The following is a 21,067-nucleotide window of genomic DNA, read 5'->3' on the forward strand; positions in this document are numbered from 1 at the left end:
GCGAGTTTAGCACGCCCGGCTACCGGCCTAGGCTAAACTGCGCAGCATTGCCTAGGAGCCGAACATGCAAAACCCACAGAACCTGATCTGGATCGACCTGGAAATGACCGGTCTGAACCCGGACACCGACGTCATCATCGAAATGGCCACCATCGTCACCGACAGTGACTTGAACACCTTGGCCGAAGGCCCGGTGATCGCCATTCACCACAGCGACGAAATCCTCGCCGGGATGGACGAGTGGAACACCCGTCAGCACGGCGGTTCCGGGCTGACCCAGCGGGTTCGCGACAGCCGCATCAGCATGGCCGAAGCCGAAGCCGAAACCATCGCCTTCCTGGAAAAGTGGGTGCCGAAGGGCAAGTCGCCGATCTGCGGCAACAGCATCTGCCAGGACCGTCGCTTCCTTTATACCCACATGAAATCTTTGGAAAGCTATTTCCACTACCGCAACCTCGACGTGTCCACGCTCAAAGAGCTGGCCGCGCGCTGGGCACCGGATGTGCGTGACAGCTTCAAGAAGGGCAGCACCCACCTGGCCCTGGACGACATCCGCGAATCCATCGCCGAGTTGCAGCACTACCGCAAGCATTTCATCAAGTTCTAATTCACGCTCGTCCGTTCCGGCCCCATCGCGAGCAAGCTCGCTCCCACAGGTACAGCGCCGCCCCTGTGGGAGCGAGCTTGCTCGCGATGGCGTCAGTTCAGTCACCATAGATGGTTGGGTCGATTCTCTGACGCCCTCTTTTGGTGCCTGGATGAACTGAGTAGACTGCGCGCCTTTTCTGCAAGGATCGCCCCATGCTGCTGATGCTCTACCTGATCGCCATCACCACCGAAGCCATGACCGGCGCCCTGTCTGCCGGCCGTCGTGGCATGGACTGGTTCGGTGTGGTGTTGATCGCTTGTGTCACGGCGCTGGGTGGCGGTTCGGTGCGCGACGTATTGCTTGGGCATTACCCGCTGACCTGGGTCAAACACCCGGAATACCTGGTGCTGACGTCTGTCGCCGCGATGATTACGGTGTTCACGGCGCGCTGGATGCGCCATTTGCGTTCACTGTTTCTGGTGCTCGATGCCATGGGGCTGGTGGCATTTACCCTGATCGGCTGCATCACCGCCCTGGAAATGGGCCATGGCATGTTGGTGGCATCGGTCAGTGGCGTGATCACCGGTGTCTTCGGCGGTATCCTGCGGGACATCTTCTGCAACGATATTCCGCTGATCTTCCGGCGTGAGCTCTATGCCAGCGTCTCGTTTGCGGCGGCGTGGTGCTACATGCTGTGTATCTACCTGCAATTACCCGGTGAACAATCGATTCTGATCACCTTGTTCGGCGGTTTTCTGCTGCGCTTGCTGGCGATCCGTTTTCATTGGGAAATGCCCAAGTTCGTCTACAACGACGAAGCCTGACGCTCGGCGTGTTGCCGCAACGCCCATTCGACGTGCTCACGCACCAGTTCCGAAGGATGCTGCCGTCGCGCCTTCAGCGCTTCCAGCACCGGAATCGTTGAAGGCGCATTGCCCAACCCCACCGCCAGGTTGCGCAACCAGTTTTCGTAACCGGTCCGGCGCAGCGGCGAGCCTTCGGTGCTGCTCAGGAATTTCTCTTCATCCCACATGAACAGTTCTGCCAGCCCGGCATTGTCCAGATTGTGCCGCGGCTTGAAGTCGCTTTCACCGGACGGGCGGGCGAAGCGGTTCCACGGGCAGACGATCTGGCAGTCATCGCAACCAAACACGCGATTGCCGATCAGTGGCCGCAGGTCTTCAGGGATGGCGCCTTTGAGTTCGATGGTCAGGTAGGAAATGCAGCGTCGGGCATCCAGCACATAGGGGCCGACGAAGGCGTTGGTCGGGCAGATGTCGAGACAGGCGCTGCACCGTCCGCAGTGTTCGGTAGCGTGGGGCGGGTCGACCGGCAGCGGCAAGTCGACGAACAGTTCGGCGAGGAAGAAATAACTGCCTGCCTTGCGATTCAAGACCAGGGTGTTTTTGCCGATCCATCCAAGACCCGCCTGTTCGGCGATGGCTTTTTCCAGCACCGGGGCACTGTCGACAAAAGCGCGGAAGCCGAACGGTCCGATCTCGGCCTGAATTTTTTCCGCCAGTTGTTGCACGCGTTTGCGGATCAGCTTGTGGTAATCGCGACCCAGGGCATAACGCGAGACGTAGGCTTTTTCCGGTTGGGCGAGCATTTTTGCCATCTGCGTGTCGCCGGACAGGTAATCCATGCGCAAGGACACCACGCGCAAAGTGCCCGGCACCAGCTCTTCGGGGTGCGAGCGCTTGCTGCCGTGGGCGCCCATGTAGTCCATTTCGCCGTGGTAGCCGGCTTCGAGCCAGCGTTCCAGGTGCTGCTCATGCTCGGCCAGGTCGAGGCCGCTGATGCCGACTTGCTGGAAGCCCAGCTCGCGGCCCCAGTCCTTGATGGATTGGGCGAGGGCAGGCAGGTCTGTGGTAATAGCGGGCATGAGGCGAGAGAAACCGGAGCTGAGGTGCGTATAATTCTGCCAGACATCGGAGCCCGAAGACGCATGCCGCACACTAAAGATGAATTACCCGACGTGCTGTACAGCACCGCCCAGGTGCGAGCACTCGACGCGAGCCTGATCGCCGCCGGCACAGCGGGCTTCGAATTGATGCAGCGCGCGGCGCGGGCGACGTGGCGGGCGCTGGTGCGGCAATGGCCGACAGCGAACGAACTGAGCGTGCTGGCCGGTCATGGCAACAATGCCGGGGACGGGTATCTGGTAGCCGTATTGGCCCAGCGTGCCGGTTGGTCGGTGCGGGTGCTGGCAGTGGGGGATCCGCAGCGCTTGCAGGGCGATGCGGCGTTAGCCCATGCCGAGGCGGTGTCTGAAAACGTGCTCATCGAGCCCTGGACCGCACAATCCGGATTGCGCGGCATTGTGCTGGATGCTTTGCTTGGCACTGGTCTGAGCGGCGATGTGCGTGAGCCGTATGCCAGCGCCATCGCCGCGATCAATGCCAGCGGACTGCGGGTTGCTGCGGTGGATATTCCGTCAGGGTTGTGCGCTGATACGGGGCGCATCCTTGGTCGTGCCGTGCATGCCGACCTGACGGTCACGTTCATTGGCTTGAAGGTGGGGTTGTTCACCGGCGAGGCGGCCAATGTGGTCGGTGAACTGCTGTTCAACGACTTGCACGCTGACCCACAGCTGATAGACGGCGCTGCTTTCACCGCCCGTCGCCTGACCGCTGCTAATCTGCCGCGTCCAACGGCGCGGGCACAGGCTTCCCACAAAGGTAAATTCGGCCATGTGTTGCTGATCGGTGGCGACCGTGGGTTGGGCGGCGCGATCCTGCTGAGCGCGCAAAGTGCGCTGCGCAGCGGGGCAGGCATGGTGTCGGTGGCGACTCGCAGCGAACATGTGTCCGCCGCGCTGGCGCGGATCCCCGAGGCGATGGTGCTGGGCACTTCGTCGGCCAATCAGCTGATGGTTATGCTGCAAAAAGTTTCCGTGTTGGTTGTCGGTCCGGGGCTGGGCCAGGCTGGCTGGGGGCGCAGCTTGTTGTCCGCCGCCGCCAACGCGCCGCTGCCGCAAGTCTGGGACGCCGATGCGCTGAACATGTTGGCCGAGGAGCGTGTGAGTTTGCCCGGCAATTGCGTGATCACTCCGCATCCGGGCGAAGCGGCACGTTTGCTTGGGGTGAGCACTGCCGACGTTCAGTCTGACCGTCCCGCAGCAGCCCATGCCTTGAGTAAAAAATATACAGCTGTCGTCATCCTGAAAGGTGCCGGCAGCCTGATCGCCCATCCCGATGGGCGCCTGGCGCTGTGTCATCAGGGGCATCCGGCGATGGCCACCGCCGGTTTGGGCGACGTGCTGGCCGGTTTGCTCGGCGCATTGCTGGCCCAGGGCATGGAGCCATTCGACGCGGCCTGCCTGGCGGTCTGGCTGCACGCCAATGCCGGCGAGCAACAAGGAAAATTGGGCCGTGGGCTGGCGGCCAGTGATCTGATCCCAGCCATTCGTCAGTTGTTGGAGGAGCAAGCACCGTGTCTGAAGTAACCCTGTACCTGGCCGATGAACAGGCCATGAGCGACTTTGGCGCACGCATTGCCCGAATCACCCAAGGCCATGGCCTGATCTTCCTTGAGGGCAACCTGGGGATGGGCAAAACCACGTTGTCCCGAGGCATCATCCGCGGCTTTGGGCATGTCGGGGCAGTCAAAAGCCCGACCTTCACCCTGGTTGAACCCTACGAGATAGGCGACATTCGCGCCTTCCATTTCGATTTGTACCGTCTGGTCGATCCGGAAGAGCTAGAGTTCCTCGGTATCCGCGACTACTTCGAAGACGATGCCCTGTGTCTGATCGAATGGCCCGATAAAGGTGCAGGCTTTTTGCCAAAGCCTGACCTGACCATTACCATTAGCCCGCAAGACAGCGGGCGTTCGCTGAAAATTTTATCCCAGGGCTCGCGTGGCGAGGCCTGGTGTGCCGCTTTGGCATTGGAATCCAAATAGATGATGGGGTTAGGTATGCGCTTTCGCGCGTTGGTGGCTGCCGTAGGGGTGTTGTTTTTGGCGGTGACCGTCGACGCTGTGGCCGATTCGAAGGTCAACAGTGTTCGTCTGTGGCGGGCACCGGACAACACGCGACTGGTGTTTGACCTGACCGGCCCGGTGCAACACAGCGTCTTTACCCTGACGGCACCGGATCGCCTGGTCATCGACATCAATGGCGCGACCCTCGGTGCGCCGCTCAACGTCAACACCTCGAACACCCCGATTACCGCCATGCGCTCGGCTCAGCGCACGCCGACCGACCTGCGGGTGGTCATCGACCTGAAAAAGGCCGTGACGCCGAAAAGCTTCTCCCTGGCACCGAACGCCCAGTACGGCAACCGGTTGGTGGTCGATCTGTTCGATAACGCCGCAGACGCCGCGCCTCCGCCAGCGCCGACACCGTCGGTCGCCACGGTGCCTGCCGTACCGGTCACGCCGACGGAACCTGCAATCAAATTGCCGCCAGCCCCGGCCGGCAAACGCGACATCATTGTGGTGATCGACGCCGGTCACGGTGGCGAAGACCCGGGGGCTTCCGGCTCCCGAGGCCAGCGCGAGAAAGACGTGGTGCTGCAGATTGCCCGCGAAACCCAACGTCAGGTCAACGGCATGAAAGGCTTCCGCGCCGAACTGACCCGCACCGGCGACTACTTCATTCCGTTGCGCGGCCGTACCGAAATTGCCCGCAAGAAAGGCGCCGACCTGTTCGTCTCGATCCACGCCGACGCCGCGCCTTCGGCTGCTGCTTTCGGTGCATCGGTATTTGCCCTGTCCGATCGCGGCGCGACTTCCGAGACCGCCCGCTGGCTGGCCGACAGCGAAAACCGTTCCGACCTGATCGGTGGTGCCGGCAACGTCAGCCTCGATGACAAGGACCGCATGCTCGCCGGCGTACTGCTTGACCTGTCGATGACGGCATCCCTGACATCCAGCCTGAACGTTGGCCAGAAGGTGCTGAGCAACATCGGCCGGGTGACACCGCTGCACAAGCAACGGGTCGAGCAGGCCGGGTTCATGGTGCTGAAGTCACCGGATATTCCATCGATCCTGGTGGAAACCGGGTTTATCTCCAACGCCAACGAAGCCTCGAAGCTTGCCGCGTCGAGCCACCAGCAAGCGCTGGCGCGTTCGATCAGCAGCGGCGTGCGCCAGTTCTTCCAGCAGAACCCGCCACCGGGCACTTATATTGCCTGGCTGCGCGACTCCGGCAAGATTGTGCAGGGGCCACGTGATCACCGCGTCAACCCGGGCGAGACCCTGGCGATGATCGCCGTGCGCTATCAGGTATCGCCCGCGACCCTGCGCAGCGCCAACAGCCTGTCGAGCGATGAGCTCAAGATCGGTCAGCACCTGACGATTCCTGGCACTGAACTGGCGGCCAAAGAATGAATCAGGTCGTGAACAGTAGCGCTCGAATCGAGTTGCTCAGCCCGCGACTGGCGAACCAGATTGCGGCGGGTGAGGTGGTCGAACGTCCGGCTTCGGTGATCAAGGAGTTGCTGGAAAACAGCCTCGACTCCGGCGCCAGACGCATCGACGTCGATGTAGAGCAGGGCGGCGTCAAGCTGCTGCGGGTGCGCGACGATGGCAGCGGCATTTCCGCCGATGACCTGCCACTGGCCCTGGCCCGTCACGCCACCAGCAAGATCCGCAACCTGGAGGACCTCGAGCAGGTCATGAGCCTGGGGTTTCGCGGCGAGGCCCTGGCCTCGATCAGCTCCGTCGCGCGACTGACCTTGACCTCCCGCACCCGCGACGCCGATCAGGCCTGGCAGGTCGAGACTGAGGGGCGGGACATGGCGCCCCGTGTGCAGCCTGCGGCCCACCCGGTGGGCACTTCGGTTGAAGTGCGCGACCTGTTTTTCAACACGCCGGCGCGACGCAAGTTTCTCAAGACCGAAAAAACCGAATTCGATCACCTGCAAGAAGTGATCAGACGCCTGGCTTTGGCGCGCTTCGATGTGGCGTTCCATCTGCGCCACAATGGCAAGACCATCCTCAGTCTGCACGAGGCCCATGATGATGCGGCCCGTGCCCGGCGCGTGGCGGCGATCTGCGGGCCGGGCTTCCTCGAGCAAGCGCTGCCGATCGAGATCGAGCGCAACGGCCTGCATCTATGGGGCTGGGTCGGTCTGCCGACCTTCAACCGCAGCCAGGCCGATTTGCAGTATTTCTTCGTCAATGGCCGCGCCGTGCGCGACAAACTGGTGGCCCACGCGGTGCGCCAGGCCTATCGCGACGTGCTGTTCAACGGTCGGCACCCGACTTTCGTGCTGTTTTTCGAAGTCGATCCGACCGGAGTCGATGTCAACGTGCACCCGACCAAGCACGAAGTGCGCTTCCGTGAAGGGCGCATGGTCCACGATTTCCTTTACGGCACCTTGCACCGCGCCTTGGGCGATGTGCGCCCCGACGATCATCTGGCGGCGCCGGTTGCCACGGCCATCGTCCGGCCTTCCGGCCTCGAAGCCGGTGAATTCGGGCCCCAGGGCGAAATGCGCCTGGCCGCCAATGCGCTGCTGGAACAGCCTCAGGCTCAGCCGTCGTTCAATACGCCGGCGGGCTCGGGAGCTGGCGCGGGTTATCAGTATCAATACACGCCGCGTCCGCAGTCCGGTGCACCTGTCGCCGAAGCGCAGGCCGCCTATCGAGAGTTTTTTGCGCCGCTGCCCGAGGCCAATGCCGTCGCGCTCCCGGAGGGGCAGGACGACATCCCGCCGCTGGGTTATGCGCTGGCACAACTCAAGGGTATCTACATTCTTTCGGAAAACGCTCAGGGCCTGGTTCTGGTGGATATGCATGCCGCCCACGAGCGGATCATGTATGAGCGTTTGAAGGTGGCGATGGCCAGCGAGGGCCTGAGCGGCCAGCCGTTGCTGGTGCCGGAGACCCTGGCCGTCAGTCAGCGTGAAGCCGATTGCGCCGAGGAACATGTCGCCTGGTTCCAGCGCCTGGGCTTTGAATTGCAGCGCCTGGGCCCGGAAACCCTGGCGATCCGGCAGATCCCGGCGCTGCTCAAGCAGGCCGAAGCCAACCGTCTGGTCGCCGACGTCCTGGCTGATCTGATGGAGTTCGGCACCAGCGACCGCATTCAGGCGCACCTGAACGAGTTGCTCGGGACCATGGCCTGCCACGGCGCGGTTCGTGCGAATCGGCGTTTGGCCTTGCCGGAAATGAACGGTCTGCTGCGTGACATGGAAAACACCGAGCGCAGCGGTCAATGCAACCATGGCCGACCGACCTGGACCCAACTGGGCCTGGACGATCTGGACAAACTGTTCTTGCGCGGTCGTTGATGAGCCAGTTCCCACCTGCGATTTTCCTGATGGGCCCGACCGCCGCCGGCAAGACCGACCTGGCCATCGAACTCACTAAGGTCCTGCCTTGCGAGTTGATCAGCGTCGATTCGGCGCTGGTCTACCGTGGCATGGACATCGGCACCGCCAAGCCTTCCAAAGAGCTGCTGGCGCAATACCCGCATCGTCTGATCGATATTCTCGACCCGGCCGAGAGCTATTCGGCCGCGGATTTCCGCCGTGATGCCCTGGAAGCCATGGCCGATATCACCGCGCGCGGAAAAATTCCGCTGCTGGTGGGCGGCACCATGCTCTATTACAAGGCTTTGGTTGAAGGTCTGGCGGATATGCCGGCCGCCGATCCCGAGGTCCGTGCGCAAATCGAAGAAGAGGCTGCGCGCCTTGGCTGGCAAGCCTTGCACGAACAATTGGCGGTGATCGATCCGGAGTCCGCGGCGCGAATACATCCGAACGATCCCCAGCGATTGAGTCGAGCACTGGAGGTTTATCGTGTCAGCGGTCAAAGCATGACCGCCCTGCGATTGCAACAATCTGTGCAAAGTACCGAAGCAGCCGCTTCGGGACTGCAACAATTGCCCTATACTGTCGCGAACTTGGCCATTGCTCCGGCAAATCGCCAGGTACTGCACGAGCGAATTAAACAAAGATTCACTTTAATGTTGGAACAGGGATTCATTGACGAGGTCGTAGCCCTGCGTAATAGAGGTGACCTGCATACCGGGTTGCCGTCTATACGTGCAGTAGGCTACCGCCAAGTCTGGGACTACCTGGATGGCAAGCTGACGTCAGCCGAGATGCAGGAGCGTGGAATCATTGCCACGCGCCAGTTGGCGAAACGCCAGTTCACCTGGCTGCGCAGTTGGACTGATCTGCATTGGCTGGACAGTCTGGATTGCGACAATCTGCCGCGCGCCTTGAAATACCTTGGGACCATCTCCATATTGAGCTGAGTCCTTGCAATTGCCGTCTATCCTTGGGGGTGTGGCGGCCAAAGCCATCTGATTACCTATTTTTTATATTGAATCCTTAAAGGAGTGCGGCACATGTCAAAAGGGCATTCGCTACAAGACCCTTACTTGAATACTTTACGTAAAGAGAAAGTTGGGGTGTCCATCTACCTGGTCAACGGTATCAAACTGCAAGGCACGATCGAGTCTTTCGACCAGTTCGTTATCCTGCTGAAAAACACCGTCAGCCAGATGGTTTACAAACACGCGATCTCTACAGTGGTGCCGGTTCGTCCAATTCGTCTGCCTAGCGCAACCGAATCCGAAGCAGGTGACGCTGAGCCAGGTAACGCCTGATAGGAGTCTCCTTTGTTCTTTGAGCGCCACGGTGGTGGTGAGCGAGCCATTCTCGTTCACTTGGATGGACAGGACCCTGAGGCGCGCGAAGATCCGCAGGAGTTTCAGGAGTTGGCTATTTCGGCTGGCGCCGAGACCGTCGCGTTTTTTAACGTGCCGCGTCATCGGCCAACCGCCAAAACCCTGATCAGCAGCGGCAAGGTCGAAGAATTGCGCGATCTGGTCCAGGCCGAACAGGTCGATCTGGTGATTTTCAATCACATCCTCACGCCCAGTCAGGAACGTAACCTCGAACGTATTTTCGAGTGTCGCGTGATCGACCGCACGGGTTTGATTCTCGATATCTTCGCTCAACGCGCCCGCACCCATGAAGGCAAGCTCCAGGTCGAACTGGCCCAGCTTGAGCACATGAGTACGCGGCTGGTTCGCGGCTGGACTCACCTTGAACGGCAGAAAGGCGGTATCGGCCTGCGCGGTCCGGGTGAAACCCAGCTGGAAACCGACCGGCGTCTGTTGCGGGTTCGCCTGCGGCAGATCAAGGGACGCCTGGAAAAGGTCCGCAGCCAGCGTGAGCAATCGCGCCGCGGCCGCAAACGGGCTGACATTCCGACGGTTTCACTGGTGGGTTATACCAACGCCGGCAAATCGACGCTGTTCAACTCGGTAACCGATTCCGACGTGTTCGCGGCTGACCAGTTGTTCGCCACCCTCGACCCGACCTTGCGCCGACTCGAGCTCGATGACCTGGGGCCGATCGTGCTGGCGGACACTGTGGGCTTCATTCGCCACTTGCCGCACAAGCTGGTCGAGGCATTTCGGGCTACGCTCGAAGAGTCGAGCAACTCTGACCTGTTGCTGCACGTGATCGACTCCCATGAACCCGAGCGCATGGCCCAGATTGAACAGGTCATGGTGGTGCTCGGAGAGATCGGCGCTCAAGACTTGCCGATCCTGGAGGTCTATAACAAACTCGATTTGCTCGAGGGCGTGGAGCCGCAGATCCAGCGCGATGCCGATGGCAAACCGCAGCGGGTCTGGCTTTCGGCGAAAGATGGTACGGGTCTGGACCTGCTCAAACAGGCCGTGGCCGAGTTGCTTGGCGATGAGTTGTTTGTTGGCACCTTGCGCTTGCCGAACCGATTTGCTCGACTGCGTGCGCAGTTTTTCGAACTCGGTGCGGTACAGAAAGAAGAACACGACGATGAAGGCATCAGTTTACTGGCCGTTCGTTTGCCACGAGCCGAATTGAATCGGCTGGTGAGCCGCGAAGGTTTGCAACCGATGGAATTCATCGAGCAACACACTTTGCAATAAAAGCCTGAGAAAGCGGTTGTGCCGCGGTGACAGGCATTCTGTAGCATTGGTCGGCGCGCCGTGGGTGCGTCTTTGCTTTATCAGATGGAGAGCGCTATGGCTTGGAATGAGCCGGGTGGCAACTCGAATAATCAGGATCCTTGGGGTGGCAAGCGTCGTAACAACGGCGACCGCAAGGGACCACCGGATCTCGACGAGGCCTTCCGAAAGCTGCAGGAAAGCCTGAACGGTTTATTCGGTGGCGGTAAGAAACGTGGTGGCGACGACGGCGGTGGTCCGGGCAAGAGTGGCGGCTTTGGCGGCCTGCTCGGCATCGGTCTGGTCGTGCTGGCCGCCGTTTGGCTGTACAGCGCGGTTTATGTCGTCGACGAGCAGGAGCAAGCTGTAGTGCTGCGCTTCGGCAAGTACTACGAAACCGTGGGTCCGGGCCTGAACATCTACTTCCCGCCGATCGACAAGAAGTACATGGAGAACGTCACGCGCGAGCGTGCCTACACCAAGCAGGGCCAGATGCTGACTGAAGACGAGAACATCGTCGAAGTGCCGCTGACCGTGCAGTACAAGATCAGCAACCTGCAGGATTTCGTGCTGAGCGTCGATCAGCCGGAAATCAGCCTGCAGCACGCGACCGACAGCGCCTTGCGCCATGTGGTGGGCTCCACCGCGATGGACCAGGTACTGACCGAAGGTCGTGAGTTGATGGCCAGCGAGATCAAGGAGCGTCTGCAACGCTTCATGGACACCTATCGCACCGGTATCACCGTCACCCAGGTCAACGTACAGAGCGCAGCGGCACCGCGTGAAGTGCAGGAAGCCTTCGATGACGTGATCCGTGCCCGGGAAGACGAGCAGCGTTCGCGCAACCAGGCCGAAACCTATGCCAACGGCGTCGTGCCGGAAGCCCGTGGTCAGGCCCAGCGCATCCTTGAGGATGCCAATGGTTACCGTGACGAGACCGTCTCGCGCGCCAAGGGTGAGGCCGATCGCTTCACCAAACTGGTCGCCGAGTACCGCAAGGCTCCTGAAGTCACCCGCCAGCGTCTGTACCTGGACACCATGCAGGAAGTCTTCACCAACACCAGCAAGGTTCTCGTGACCGGCAACAAGAACGGCCAGAACAACCTGCTGTACCTGCCGCTGGACAAGATGGTCGAAAGTGGTCGCAGCACCAGCACTCCGGTGACCGGCGCGGCAGCCACCAGCAATGAAGCGAATGCGCGTGCGGCAGCAGATCTGCAGCAACAGCAAGCACGTACCAGGGAGAGTCGCTGATGAGCAATAAATCGCTGATCGCCCTTATTGTCGGCGTCGTCGTGGCGATCGCTGCCTGGAACTGCTTCTACATCGTGGCTCAGACCGAGCGTGCGGTGTTGCTGCAGTTCGGCCGCGTGGTCCAGACCGATGTTCAGCCAGGCCTGCATGTGAAAGTGCCTTACGTTAACCAGGTGCGTAAATTCGATGCACGCCTGATGACGCTGGATGCACCGACACAACGCTTCCTGACGCTGGAAAAGAAAGCCGTGATGGTCGATGCCTACGCCAAGTGGCGCGTGAAGGACGCAGAGCGTTACTACACCGCGACTTCCGGCCTCAAGCAGATCGCCGACGAGCGTCTGTCCCGTCGTCTGGAATCGGGCCTGCGTGACCAGTTCGGTAAGCGCACCCTGCACGAAGTGGTGTCGGGTGAACGTGATGCGCTGATGGCGGATATCACGGCTTCGCTGAACAAGATGGCCGAGAAAGAGCTGGGCATCGAAGTGGTCGATGTTCGGGTCAAGACCATCGACCTGCCGAAAGAAGTGAACCGCAGCGTGTTCGAGCGTATGAGCACCGAGCGTGAGCGTGAAGCTCGCGAGCACCGCGCCAAGGGTAACGAGCTGGCCGAAGGCATCCGTGCCGACGCCGATCGTCAGCGCCGCGTTCTGCTGGCTGAAGCCTATCGTGAATCTGAAGAGGTTCGTGGTGACGGTGATGCCCAGGCCGCAGCAATCTACTCCAAGGCGTACGGTCAGGACCAGGAGTTCTACGCGTTCTACCGTAGCCTGCGCGCCTACCGTGAAAGCTTTGCGAACAAATCCGACGTCCTGGTCCTCGACCCAAGCAGCGACTTCTTCCACTACCTGGAAAAAGCCAAGCCTTGATACGGCGTTGACCTGATTTATCCCCCCGCCGGGCGGCTAAAACCTCTGGCGGGGTGATCCTTTGGGAAAACGTGTGTATGATGCGGCAGCCGGGAAATTCCCGGCTTTTTTGCGTCTGCATGTTTGATTGCTGTTTTAAAGCAGATGCCGGGCCGATTGGCTCGACAGTTTTTCGAGGAAAGTGGTTGGCGAAGCCGGTAGAAGGGCTTTTCGCTCCGTCGCTCATGCGCGTGGTTTGTGCGCAAGCCGATCATTTTCTGCTTCACTCAAGGCTCGCCGACAGGCTGGTCGCCCGGAGATAGGGGAAGGCGTAATGGCAACGGTAGACCGCTGGCTTCTGCCAGATGGCATCGAAGAAGTACTGCCACCGGAAGCTGCGCGTATTGAAGTCGCGCGTCGTCAGGTGTTGGATCTGTTCCAGAGCTGGGGTTACGAGTTTGTCGTGACTCCCCATATCGAGTACCTGGAATCCCTGCTGACCGGCGCGGGCCAGGACCTGGATCTGCGCACCTTCAAGGTCATCGACCCGCAATCGGGCCGTCAGATGGGCTTCCGTGCCGACATCACGCCGCAAGTGGCGCGCATCGATGCGCACACTCTGCGTCGTGAAGGCCCAAGCCGCCTGTGTTATGCCGGTAGTGTCCTGCACGCTCAGCCTCGCGCCTTGTCGTCCTCGCGCAGCCCGATTCAACTGGGTGCCGAGTTGTACGGCGACGGCAGTCCGAGCAGCGACGTCGAAGTCATCAGCCTGATGCTGGCCATGCTGCAACTGGCCGATGTGCCGGATGTGCACATGGACCTCGGTCATGTCGGTATCTACCGTGGCCTGGCCCGCGCCGCCGGTTTGTCCGGTGAAGTCGAGCAGCAGTTGTTCGATGCCTTGCAACGTAAGGCCATCGACGAGGTCATTACCTTGACCGAAGGCTTGCCTGCCGATCTGTCGGGCATGCTGCGTGCGTTGGTCGATCTGTGTGGCGGTCGTGAAGTATTGAGCGCTGCCCGCGAGCGTCTGGCCAAGGCGCCGGCCCCTGTTCTGGCAGCGCTGGACGACTTGCTGGCGATTGCCGAGCGGCTGTCCGTGCGTTTCCCTGAGCTGCCGCTGTATTTCGACCTGGGCGAGTTGCGCGGTTACCACTACCACACCGGTGTGGTGTTCGCCGTGTTCGTACCGGGTGTTGGCCAGTCCATTGCCCAGGGCGGTCGTTACGACGACATCGGCGCCGACTTCGGTCGCGCCCGTCCGGCGACCGGCTTTTCCACCGATTTGAAAACCCTGGTGACCCTGGGGCGTGCTGAGATCGAGCTACCGTCTGGCGGTATCTGGATGCCTGACAGTACGGATGCGGCACTCTGGCAGCAGGTTTGCCAGTTGCGCAGTGAGGGTCAGCGTGTCGTTCAGGCCTTGCCTGGACAGCCTTTGGCCGCCGCCCGTGAAGCGGACTGCGACCGGCAATTGATTCAGCAGAACGGGCTTTGGCAAGTATCGCCACTGGCTTCTTGAGTTTTCCCGCCGGCTGCCGCCGGCACCAAGTTTGCGCGAATGAGGACAAGTGTTATGGGTAAGAATGTCGTAGTCCTGGGCACCCAATGGGGTGATGAGGGCAAAGGCAAGATCGTTGATCTGCTGACCGAACATGCTGCCGCCGTAGTGCGTTACCAGGGTGGCCACAACGCTGGCCACACCCTGGTGATCGACGGTGAGAAGACTGTCTTGCACCTGATCCCGTCGGGCGTGCTGCGCGAAGGCGTGCAGTGCCTGATCGGCAACGGCGTGGTGGTTGCACCTGACGCCCTGCTGCGCGAGATCACCAAGCTGGAAGAAAAAGGTGTGCCGGTGCGCGAGCGCCTGCGTATCAGCCCGTCCTGCCCGCTGATCCTGTCCTTCCACGTTGCGCTGGACCAGGCTCGTGAAAAGGCCCGTGGCGAGCTGAAGATCGGCACCACCGGTCGCGGCATCGGCCCGGCCTACGAAGACAAGGTTGCACGTCGTGGCCTGCGTGTGGGCGACCTGCTCAACATGCCGCGCTTTGAAGACAAGCTGCGTGAACTGGTGGATTACCACAACTTCATGTTGGTGGGTTACTACAAAGAGCCAGCCATCGAATTCGACAAGACCCTGGCCGAATGCAAGGAATACGCTGAGCTGCTCAAGCCGCTGATGCTGGACGTGACTGCCGAGCTGCACGACCTGCGTCGCGCTGGCAAAGACATCATGTTCGAAGGTGCCCAAGGCTCCCTGCTGGACATCGACCACGGTACCTACCCGTACGTGACCAGCTCCAACACCACCGCTGGTGGCGTTGCTACCGGTTCGGGTGTTGGTCCTATGTTCCTGGACTACATCCTGGGCATCACCAAGGCTTACACCACGCGTGTAGGTTCGGGTCCATTCCCGACTGAGCTGTTCGACGAAGTCGGTGCGCACCTGGCTAAACAAGGCCACGAGTTCGGCGCGACTACCGGCCGTGCTCGTCGTTGTGGCTGGTTCGACGCTGTTATCCTGCGTCGCGCTATCGATGTGAACAGCATCTCGGGCATCTGCCTGACCAAGCTGGACGTGCTCGACGGTCTGGAAACCATCAACATCTGCGTCGGCTACAAAGATGCAGAAGGCAAGGCCGTTGCCCCGACTGATGCTGACAGCTATGTGGGCCTGCAGCCTGTGTACGAAGAAGTGCCGGGCTGGACCGAGTCGACCGTGGGTGCCAAAACCCTGGAAGAGCTGCCAGCTAACGCCCGTGCTTACATCAAGCGCGTTGAAGAGCTGATCGGCGCGCCGATCGACATTATTTCGACGGGCCCGGACCGCAACGAAACCATCGTTCTGCGCCATCCGTTTGCTTGATAAGTCGTTGATGTAAAACACAAAGGCCCCTTAATTGGGGCCTTTGTCGTTTATGTCTGTTGGACGGCATGACCTTTGCTATTAGCTTTGCCTAAAACGTCACTTTTGGCGTGCCATCAATTTAATGGCGCTTTTGCAGAGGGATATCAAGTGTCGGCCGTTCTCTCATTGTTACAGAGCCGTTTGTTGCGGCCCGTGTTCGTTACCCTTGGTATCGCCCTTTTGGTGCAGGTGCTGGTAGCTGTCGCTCTGACCCGGAGCACGGTGACCGCGCTGGAAGCCGATCTGGGCATGCGCCTGGGTGCAGACAGCCAAAAGCTTTCCGCTGAGCTTGAGCAGGCTGGGCGCGAAGTCACGTCCAGTCTGGACAGCCTCTCCACCAGTACGCGTCAGCGCCTCACGGCCGGTTTGTCCTCGCGTCTTGAGCAGGAGCAGGCGCAATTGCGTTCGACCCTGGAGAAGGACCTGAAGGACTCCGCCAGCGACATGGCGCAGCTTCTGGCTTCCGTCGCGCCCCGCGCCATGTGGGACAACGACGTTCCGACACTTTCCGAGTTCGCCCGCCGGGCCCAGCGCAATCCCAACGTGCTGTTCGTGGTCTATGACGACGCCACCGGCCAGCACCTGACGCGCTACCTCAACCGGGAAAACCCGATCAACAAGGCGCTGCTGGAAAAGGGCCAGGGCGAGCGTGCGCTGGACAAGGTGCTGGATGCGGCGAAAAACGATCCTTCGGTGTTCTACATCGAGGCCCCCATCAATCCTAACGGCGTAGAAATCGGCAAGGTCCTGATGGGGGTCTCGACGGCTTCGGTGGAGACTGATCTGGCGGCCCTCGACAAGCGCTTCTCGGCCTTGATCGCCAGCAGCGATCAACTGGTGGGCGACAGCCTCAAGGGTGCGGCCGCCGACAGCGCAATGGCCATGCGCTCGCGCCTGCAGTCGGCGCAGTCCACCGCGGCTGAAATGAAGGCCAACACCACGAGCACCGTGCAGGAAGCTGCTGCGACATTGCGCTGGCGCATTGGCGTGTGTCTGGCGGTGGTGGGTTTCGGTGTCCTGCTGTTGTTGGCGGTGGTGCTCGGTCGCCGGGTGGTCAATCGCCTGAAAATGCTGATCGTTGCCATGGATGACCTGGCGGCGGGCGAGGGCGATCTGACCAAGCGTGTGCAGATCAACAGTAAAGATGAAATCGGCGACATGGCCTCGGCGGTCAATCGTTTTGTGGATAAGTTGCAGCCGATCGTGCGCGAGGCGGGCGATGTGGCCCAGCGTACCGGAGTGGAGATCGGCGCCATGACCTTACGCAACGCCGGTGCGGATGCCGCGGCTGGCATGCAGCGCGACGAGGTGGCGGAGAGTTTGCGTGCGCTGTCGCAAATGGCTGATGAGGCGCAGTCGGAAAGCCACGCCATGCAGGCGGCGTTGAAGCAGGTGGTGGACATTCGTCAGGCTACTGACGAAAACACCCGGACCTCGGCGAAAGTCGGCAGCCTGATCGAGGAGCTGGCGGGTCAGGTCAACACCGGCGCCCAGGTGATCGAGCGCCTGGCGCAGCAAAGTGAGCAGATCGAGGTGGTGCTGACGGTGATTCACGGCATCGCCGAGCAGACCAACCTGCTGGCGCTGAACGCGGCGATTGAAGCGGCGCGTGCCGGCGAGACCGGGCGCGGGTTTGCCGTGGTGGCCGATGAGGTGCGGGCGCTGGCGAGCAAGACGCAGAGCTCCACCGGCGATATTCAGGCGCACATCGTGGCGTTGCAGCAAGGCGCGCGTGAAGCGGTGGCGGCGATTGGTCAGGCCGGGCGTCAGGCCAGTGAGGGTTTGCTGGTGCTGCGCGACAGTGCGCGGTTGCAGCAGTCGGTGCAGGCGTCCGTCGAGCAAGTGCATGCGGCGATCGGTCTGGCCACCCAGGCGGCGGCGCATCAGGCGCAGGGCGCGCAGGCAGTGCGGGGGCGGGTCCAGACCATTCACGCCCAGGCCGAGAAAGCGGCGCAAGCCGTTGTGGAGACCACGGCGAGCGGCAAGGTGCTCGATGGTCTGGCGGCGCAGTTGAAGGCGAGCCTGGGGCAGTTCAGGGCTTGATCTATTGTCTGTGCCGGCCCCTTCGCGAGCAAGCCCGCTCCCACAGTGGTCCTCTGTCGAACACAAATATGATGTTCACAAAGAGCCAATGTGGGAGCGGGCTTGCTCGCGAAAGCGGTTTCAGCGGCTCAGATACATCCGGGTCGTCAGCAGATAGACCGGCAACCCCGACACCAATATCAACAACGCCGCATAAGGCGCCGCCGCCGCAAACTCCACATTCGCGGTATGCGCCCAGACTTCCGTCGCCAGGGTGTTCAGCCCGGTTGGGCTCAACAGCAAGGTCGCCGTCAGTTCCTTCATTGCATCCAGGAATACCAGGGCAAAAGCCGCCCCCAGTGCCGGGAAAATAATCGGCAGCGTCACTCGGCAAAAGGCACTGAATGAGGAGGCGCCCAGAGTGCGGGCCGCCTCCTCAAGCTGTGGCGCCGCCTTGTTCAGGGCGGTGCGGATCGGCGCCTGGGCCAGCGGCAGAAACAGCAGGGCGTAGGCGATCAGCAGCAATGCCGAAGTCTGGTAAAGCATTGGCACGTAGTGCAGGGCGAAATACACCAGGGTCAGGGCAATGACCAGCCCCGGCAGCGCATGCAGCAGATACGGCAGGCGCTCGGCCCAGATCGCCAGTTGGCCTTTGTAGCGCACGACCAGCAGGCCGACCGGCACTGCCAGCACCAGGCACAGTGCAGCGCCACCCAGCGACAGTGCGAGGGATGACATCAATGCTTCGCCGATTGCCGCCACGGGAAAGGCTGCCGATGATCCCACCGCCAGCCAGTAGGCCAGCATGCCGAGCGGAATCCCGCTGCCAATGATTGCCAGCAGCAGGCAATAAAGTTGTCCTGCCACAGCCCAATGTCCCAGTTGAACCTGTTCCGCGCGTCGCGCCGCACCCTGGCCGGTGCGCACGTGTCGACCCTTGCCGCGCACGCGCAGCTCCAGCCACAGCAGCGCCAGGCACAACATCAGCAGTACGGCGGAGAGCATCGCCGCGTTGGCATTGCTGAACTCCAGCTCGAACTGTTGATAGATCGCCGTGGTGAAGGTTTGCAGGCCGATGATCGACAAGGCGCCGAACTCCACCAGCATGTGCAGTGCAATCAGCAGCGAACCCGCGAGCAGCGAAGGCCAGAGCAGGGGCAGGGTGACCTTGAAAAATACGCCCCAACGATTCTGTCCCAGCGTGCGCGCGGACTCTTCGAGGGATGGGTCAAGGTTGCGCAGCGTTGCCGCTACGGGCAGGAAAATCAGCGGGTATTTGGACAGGCTCATCACGAGGATAGCCCCGCCAAGTCCCTCGAAATGAGCGCTGAGGGAAACCCAGGTGAAGCTGCTGATAAAGGCCGGAACGGCGAACGGCAAGCAGAGGATTACGCCCCACAATCGACGGCCCGGCAGATTGCTGCGCTCCAGCAACCAGGCGAGCGACAATCCGATTACCCCGCATACCACGGTGACGCCAATCATCAATGCGAGTGTGTTGCGCAGCAAGCCGAACACATAAGGTCGCCATAGCAAATGCAGTGCTTCTGCCCAGCCCGCCTGCCAGGCTTTCAGGCCGACATACAGCAGCGGCAGGAGGCTGAGCGCCACCAGTAGCAACACGGGTAGTACCAGCCAGATAGACGGCCGCTTGCGCCTTGGTGCGTACGCGTGATGTGCGGACAGTGAGGCGCCCATCAATTCAGGCCAACGTCACGTTCCAGGTCCAGCGCTTCTTCGGCGTTGCCGAGGTCGGCAGGCGTGACTTTTGGTGCTTCCAGTTCGCTGAACGGCTTGAGCCCGCGATCAGATTCCATGCCTTTGTGCAGCGGGTATTCGGCGGTGGTGTGGGTGATCACTCGCTGGCCTTCCTCGCTGGCCATGTAGGCGAGCAATTGCTGGGCTTCCTTGGGGTGTTTGCTGGATTTGAGCACCGCAGCACTGGAAACCGTGATGAGTCCGCCGACGTCGCCGCCAGTAAAGTAATGCAGCTTGGAATCGAGCTGACCCTTTTCCCGTTGCAAGGCGAACCAGTAGTAGTTGTTGACCAGTACGGTGGCGACTTCGCCATTTTCCACCGCTTTCAATGCAACCATGTTGTTGCTGTAGGTCTTGCCGAATGCGCGCAGACCGGTCAGCCATTCTTCGGCTGCATCCATGCCGTGGATCTTGATGATCGCCACCGCTTGTTCCTGGAAAGCGCCGCTGGTAGGAACGAAACCGACCTTGCCTTGCCATTTCGGATCGGAGAATTCCATCACCGAGGTCGGCAGGTCTTTTTCATCGATCAGCTTGGGGTTGAACGCAACGACGCGCACCCGGGCGGTCACGCCAATCCAGGTGCCGTTGCCGGCAACGTATTCCTTGGGCAGAACGGCCAGCGTGGCGTCATCCGTCTTGGCCAGCAGGCCTTGCTCGCCGAGTTTGTTCAGGGGTGGGGATTCTTCGGTGTAGATCACGTCGGCGGGGGAGCGATCGCCTTCTTCGACGATCTGGCTGGCGAGCTGGTTGCTGCTGCCTTTACGCACATTGACGTGGATGCCGGTCTTGGCTTCGAAGGCTTTGGCGACCGCGTCGCCGACTTCTTTGTGTTGGCCGTTGTAGAGGGTCAGGGCAACCGGGTCGGCGGCTTGGGTGAGGGGAGTGGCGAGTGCCAGGCCGAGGAGGGTGGTGATCAGGCCGCGGCGCAGGGTATTTCGAAACATCATTCGCAGGGTTCCTCACTGTCACATTGCAAAAACTTGTAACAATGATAAACGATATTGTTTCTCAAATGCGGACGCTGATTCCTGTAGGAGCGAGCTTGCTCGCGATGGGCGTGAACGATGGCGCGTTCTATCTGAGAACAAGCGCTGTTCTCGAGTGCATCGCGAGCAAGCTCGCTCCTACAGAGGGTCGGTGATTTTTCAGGGGCCGGAAACGCAAAAACCCGCTTTCGCGGGTTTTTGTGAAATCCAAGGTCGTAACCTTGAATTTGAATTGGTGCCCAGAAGAAGACTCGAACTTCCACGACCTTGCGGTCACCAGCACCTGAAGCTGGCGTGTCTACCAATTTCACCATCTGGGCATTCATCTTCAGCGTTGCCGCTGTTGATGTGGCGCACTATACGGAGAGCATTTTGATCTGTAAACCCCTGATTCTAAAAATAATAAACCAGTGGTCAAAAATGCAAAAACCCGCGAAAGCGGGTTTTTGTGTGAGCCTTGAAATTGAACTAATCTCAAGCTCGAAATTGGTGCCCAGAAGAAGACTCGAACTTCCACGACCTTGCGGTCACCAGCACCTGAAGCTGGCGTGTCTACCAATTTCACCATCTGGGCAGTATCGGCAACGTTGTCCGTCGTCGATGGCGCGCACTATACGGAGCGTCTTTTTAACTGTAAACCCCCGAAGTCAAAAAAACCTGGAAAATTTCGCCAATGGTCTACAAAACAGCTTTGCGGTGTCGATACAGGGCTTTAGATGGGTCGTCTTAGCCTGAAATTTCCCGTTTCATTACGCCTATGCCAAACTAACCCGCATATAGACAAGGTGAAAACTCTCT

General features: G+C 60.6%; 17 protein-coding genes and 2 tRNA genes. 14 read left to right on the forward strand and 5 right to left on the reverse strand.

Annotated elements, in window-relative coordinates; genetic code table 11:
• The first annotated feature begins 64 nt into the window (after positions 1-64).
• Positions 65-607 (forward strand): oligoribonuclease, encoded by a 543-nt coding sequence (gene orn / locus AC3IT9_RS02610; protein WP_007995036.1) that lies wholly within the window; start codon positions 65-67, stop codon positions 605-607.
• Positions 608-801: 194 nt separating this feature from the next.
• Positions 802-1,413 carry a trimeric intracellular cation channel family protein gene (locus tag AC3IT9_RS02615; RefSeq protein ID WP_150754811.1) on the forward strand — a complete coding sequence of 204 codons (612 nt, stop codon included), beginning with the start codon at positions 802-804 and terminating at the stop codon, positions 1,411-1,413.
• Here AC3IT9_RS02615 and queG read toward each other — a convergent pair.
• A complete protein-coding gene (queG, locus tag AC3IT9_RS02620) occupies positions 1,395-2,474 on the reverse strand; it encodes a tRNA epoxyqueuosine(34) reductase QueG (protein WP_150727885.1) in 1,080 nt (359 codons plus the stop codon). The genes AC3IT9_RS02615 and queG overlap by 19 nt on opposite strands.
• A 63-nt stretch (positions 2,475-2,537) precedes the next feature.
• Here queG and AC3IT9_RS02625 point away from each other — a divergent pair, with 63 nt between their 5' ends.
• The 12 genes from AC3IT9_RS02625 to AC3IT9_RS02680 all read left to right on the forward strand — a co-directional run bounded on the left by AC3IT9_RS02625 (position 2,538) and on the right by AC3IT9_RS02680 (position 17,543).
• Positions 2,538-4,037, forward strand: coding sequence for an NAD(P)H-hydrate dehydratase (locus AC3IT9_RS02625; RefSeq protein ID WP_489271941.1), 1,500 nt, complete (start codon positions 2,538-2,540; stop codon positions 4,035-4,037).
• Positions 4,025-4,495, forward strand: a complete 471-nt coding sequence (gene tsaE / locus AC3IT9_RS02630) for a tRNA (adenosine(37)-N6)-threonylcarbamoyltransferase complex ATPase subunit type 1 TsaE (protein ID WP_150727883.1) — start codon at positions 4,025-4,027, stop codon at positions 4,493-4,495. The genes AC3IT9_RS02625 and tsaE overlap by 13 nt, the downstream gene beginning before the upstream one ends.
• Positions 4,496-5,926, forward strand: a complete 1,431-nt coding sequence (locus AC3IT9_RS02635) for an N-acetylmuramoyl-L-alanine amidase (protein WP_150756747.1) — start codon at positions 4,496-4,498, stop codon at positions 5,924-5,926.
• Positions 5,923-7,833 (forward strand): DNA mismatch repair endonuclease MutL, encoded by a 1,911-nt coding sequence (gene mutL, locus AC3IT9_RS02640; RefSeq protein WP_489271942.1) that lies wholly within the window; start codon positions 5,923-5,925, stop codon positions 7,831-7,833. Before AC3IT9_RS02635 ends, mutL begins: the two co-directional genes overlap by 4 nt.
• Positions 7,833-8,804, forward strand: coding sequence for a tRNA (adenosine(37)-N6)-dimethylallyltransferase MiaA (gene miaA / locus AC3IT9_RS02645; protein ID WP_095943165.1), 972 nt, complete (start codon positions 7,833-7,835; stop codon positions 8,802-8,804). Before mutL ends, miaA begins: the two co-directional genes overlap by 1 nt.
• 93 nt (positions 8,805-8,897) lie before the next feature.
• Positions 8,898-9,158: an RNA chaperone Hfq gene (hfq, locus tag AC3IT9_RS02650; protein ID WP_007902656.1), complete on the forward strand. Its 261-nt coding sequence runs from the start codon at positions 8,898-8,900 to the stop codon at positions 9,156-9,158.
• 12 nt (positions 9,159-9,170) lie between these two features.
• On the forward strand, positions 9,171-10,472 hold the full coding sequence (gene hflX / locus AC3IT9_RS02655; protein WP_057712241.1) for a ribosome rescue GTPase HflX: 1,302 nt from the start codon (positions 9,171-9,173) through the stop codon (positions 10,470-10,472).
• A gap of 96 nt (positions 10,473-10,568) precedes the next feature.
• Positions 10,569-11,744 (forward strand): FtsH protease activity modulator HflK, encoded by a 1,176-nt coding sequence (hflK, locus tag AC3IT9_RS02660; protein WP_150727880.1) that lies wholly within the window; start codon positions 10,569-10,571, stop codon positions 11,742-11,744.
• Positions 11,744-12,613 carry a protease modulator HflC gene (hflC, locus tag AC3IT9_RS02665; RefSeq protein WP_056725458.1) on the forward strand — a complete coding sequence of 290 codons (870 nt, stop codon included), beginning with the start codon at positions 11,744-11,746 and terminating at the stop codon, positions 12,611-12,613. The genes hflK and hflC overlap by 1 nt, the downstream gene beginning before the upstream one ends.
• 313 nt (positions 12,614-12,926) lie before the next feature.
• Entirely contained in the window at positions 12,927-14,114 is a 1,188-nt protein-coding gene (locus tag AC3IT9_RS02670; RefSeq protein WP_008048076.1) for an ATP phosphoribosyltransferase regulatory subunit, read from the forward strand.
• 54 nt (positions 14,115-14,168) lie between these two features.
• Positions 14,169-15,458 (forward strand): adenylosuccinate synthase, encoded by a 1,290-nt coding sequence (locus tag AC3IT9_RS02675; RefSeq protein ID WP_046039830.1) that lies wholly within the window; start codon positions 14,169-14,171, stop codon positions 15,456-15,458.
• A 150-nt stretch (positions 15,459-15,608) separates the two neighbouring features.
• Positions 15,609-17,543 (forward strand): methyl-accepting chemotaxis protein, encoded by a 1,935-nt coding sequence (locus tag AC3IT9_RS02680; RefSeq protein ID WP_489271945.1) that lies wholly within the window; start codon positions 15,609-15,611, stop codon positions 17,541-17,543.
• A 120-nt stretch (positions 17,544-17,663) separates the two neighbouring features.
• Here the strand turns inward: AC3IT9_RS02680 and AC3IT9_RS02685 are convergent, their stop codons facing one another.
• From AC3IT9_RS02685 to AC3IT9_RS02700, 4 genes are all read right to left on the reverse strand, one after another.
• Positions 17,664-19,220 (reverse strand): ABC transporter permease, encoded by a 1,557-nt coding sequence (locus tag AC3IT9_RS02685; protein ID WP_489271946.1) that lies wholly within the window; start codon positions 19,218-19,220, stop codon positions 17,664-17,666.
• On the reverse strand, positions 19,220-20,230 hold the full coding sequence (locus AC3IT9_RS02690; RefSeq protein WP_489271948.1) for an extracellular solute-binding protein: 1,011 nt from the start codon (positions 20,228-20,230) through the stop codon (positions 19,220-19,222). Before AC3IT9_RS02690 ends, AC3IT9_RS02685 begins: the two co-directional genes overlap by 1 nt.
• 272 nt (positions 20,231-20,502) lie before the next feature.
• Positions 20,503-20,589: transfer RNA gene (locus AC3IT9_RS02695), tRNA-Leu, on the reverse strand.
• Between the two features lie 167 nt (positions 20,590-20,756).
• A tRNA-Leu gene (locus AC3IT9_RS02700) sits at positions 20,757-20,843 on the reverse strand.
• Between the last annotated feature and the right edge of the window lie 224 nt (positions 20,844-21,067).

The sequence above is a fragment of the Pseudomonas sp. KH_046_1 genome (genome assembly GCF_057839025.1).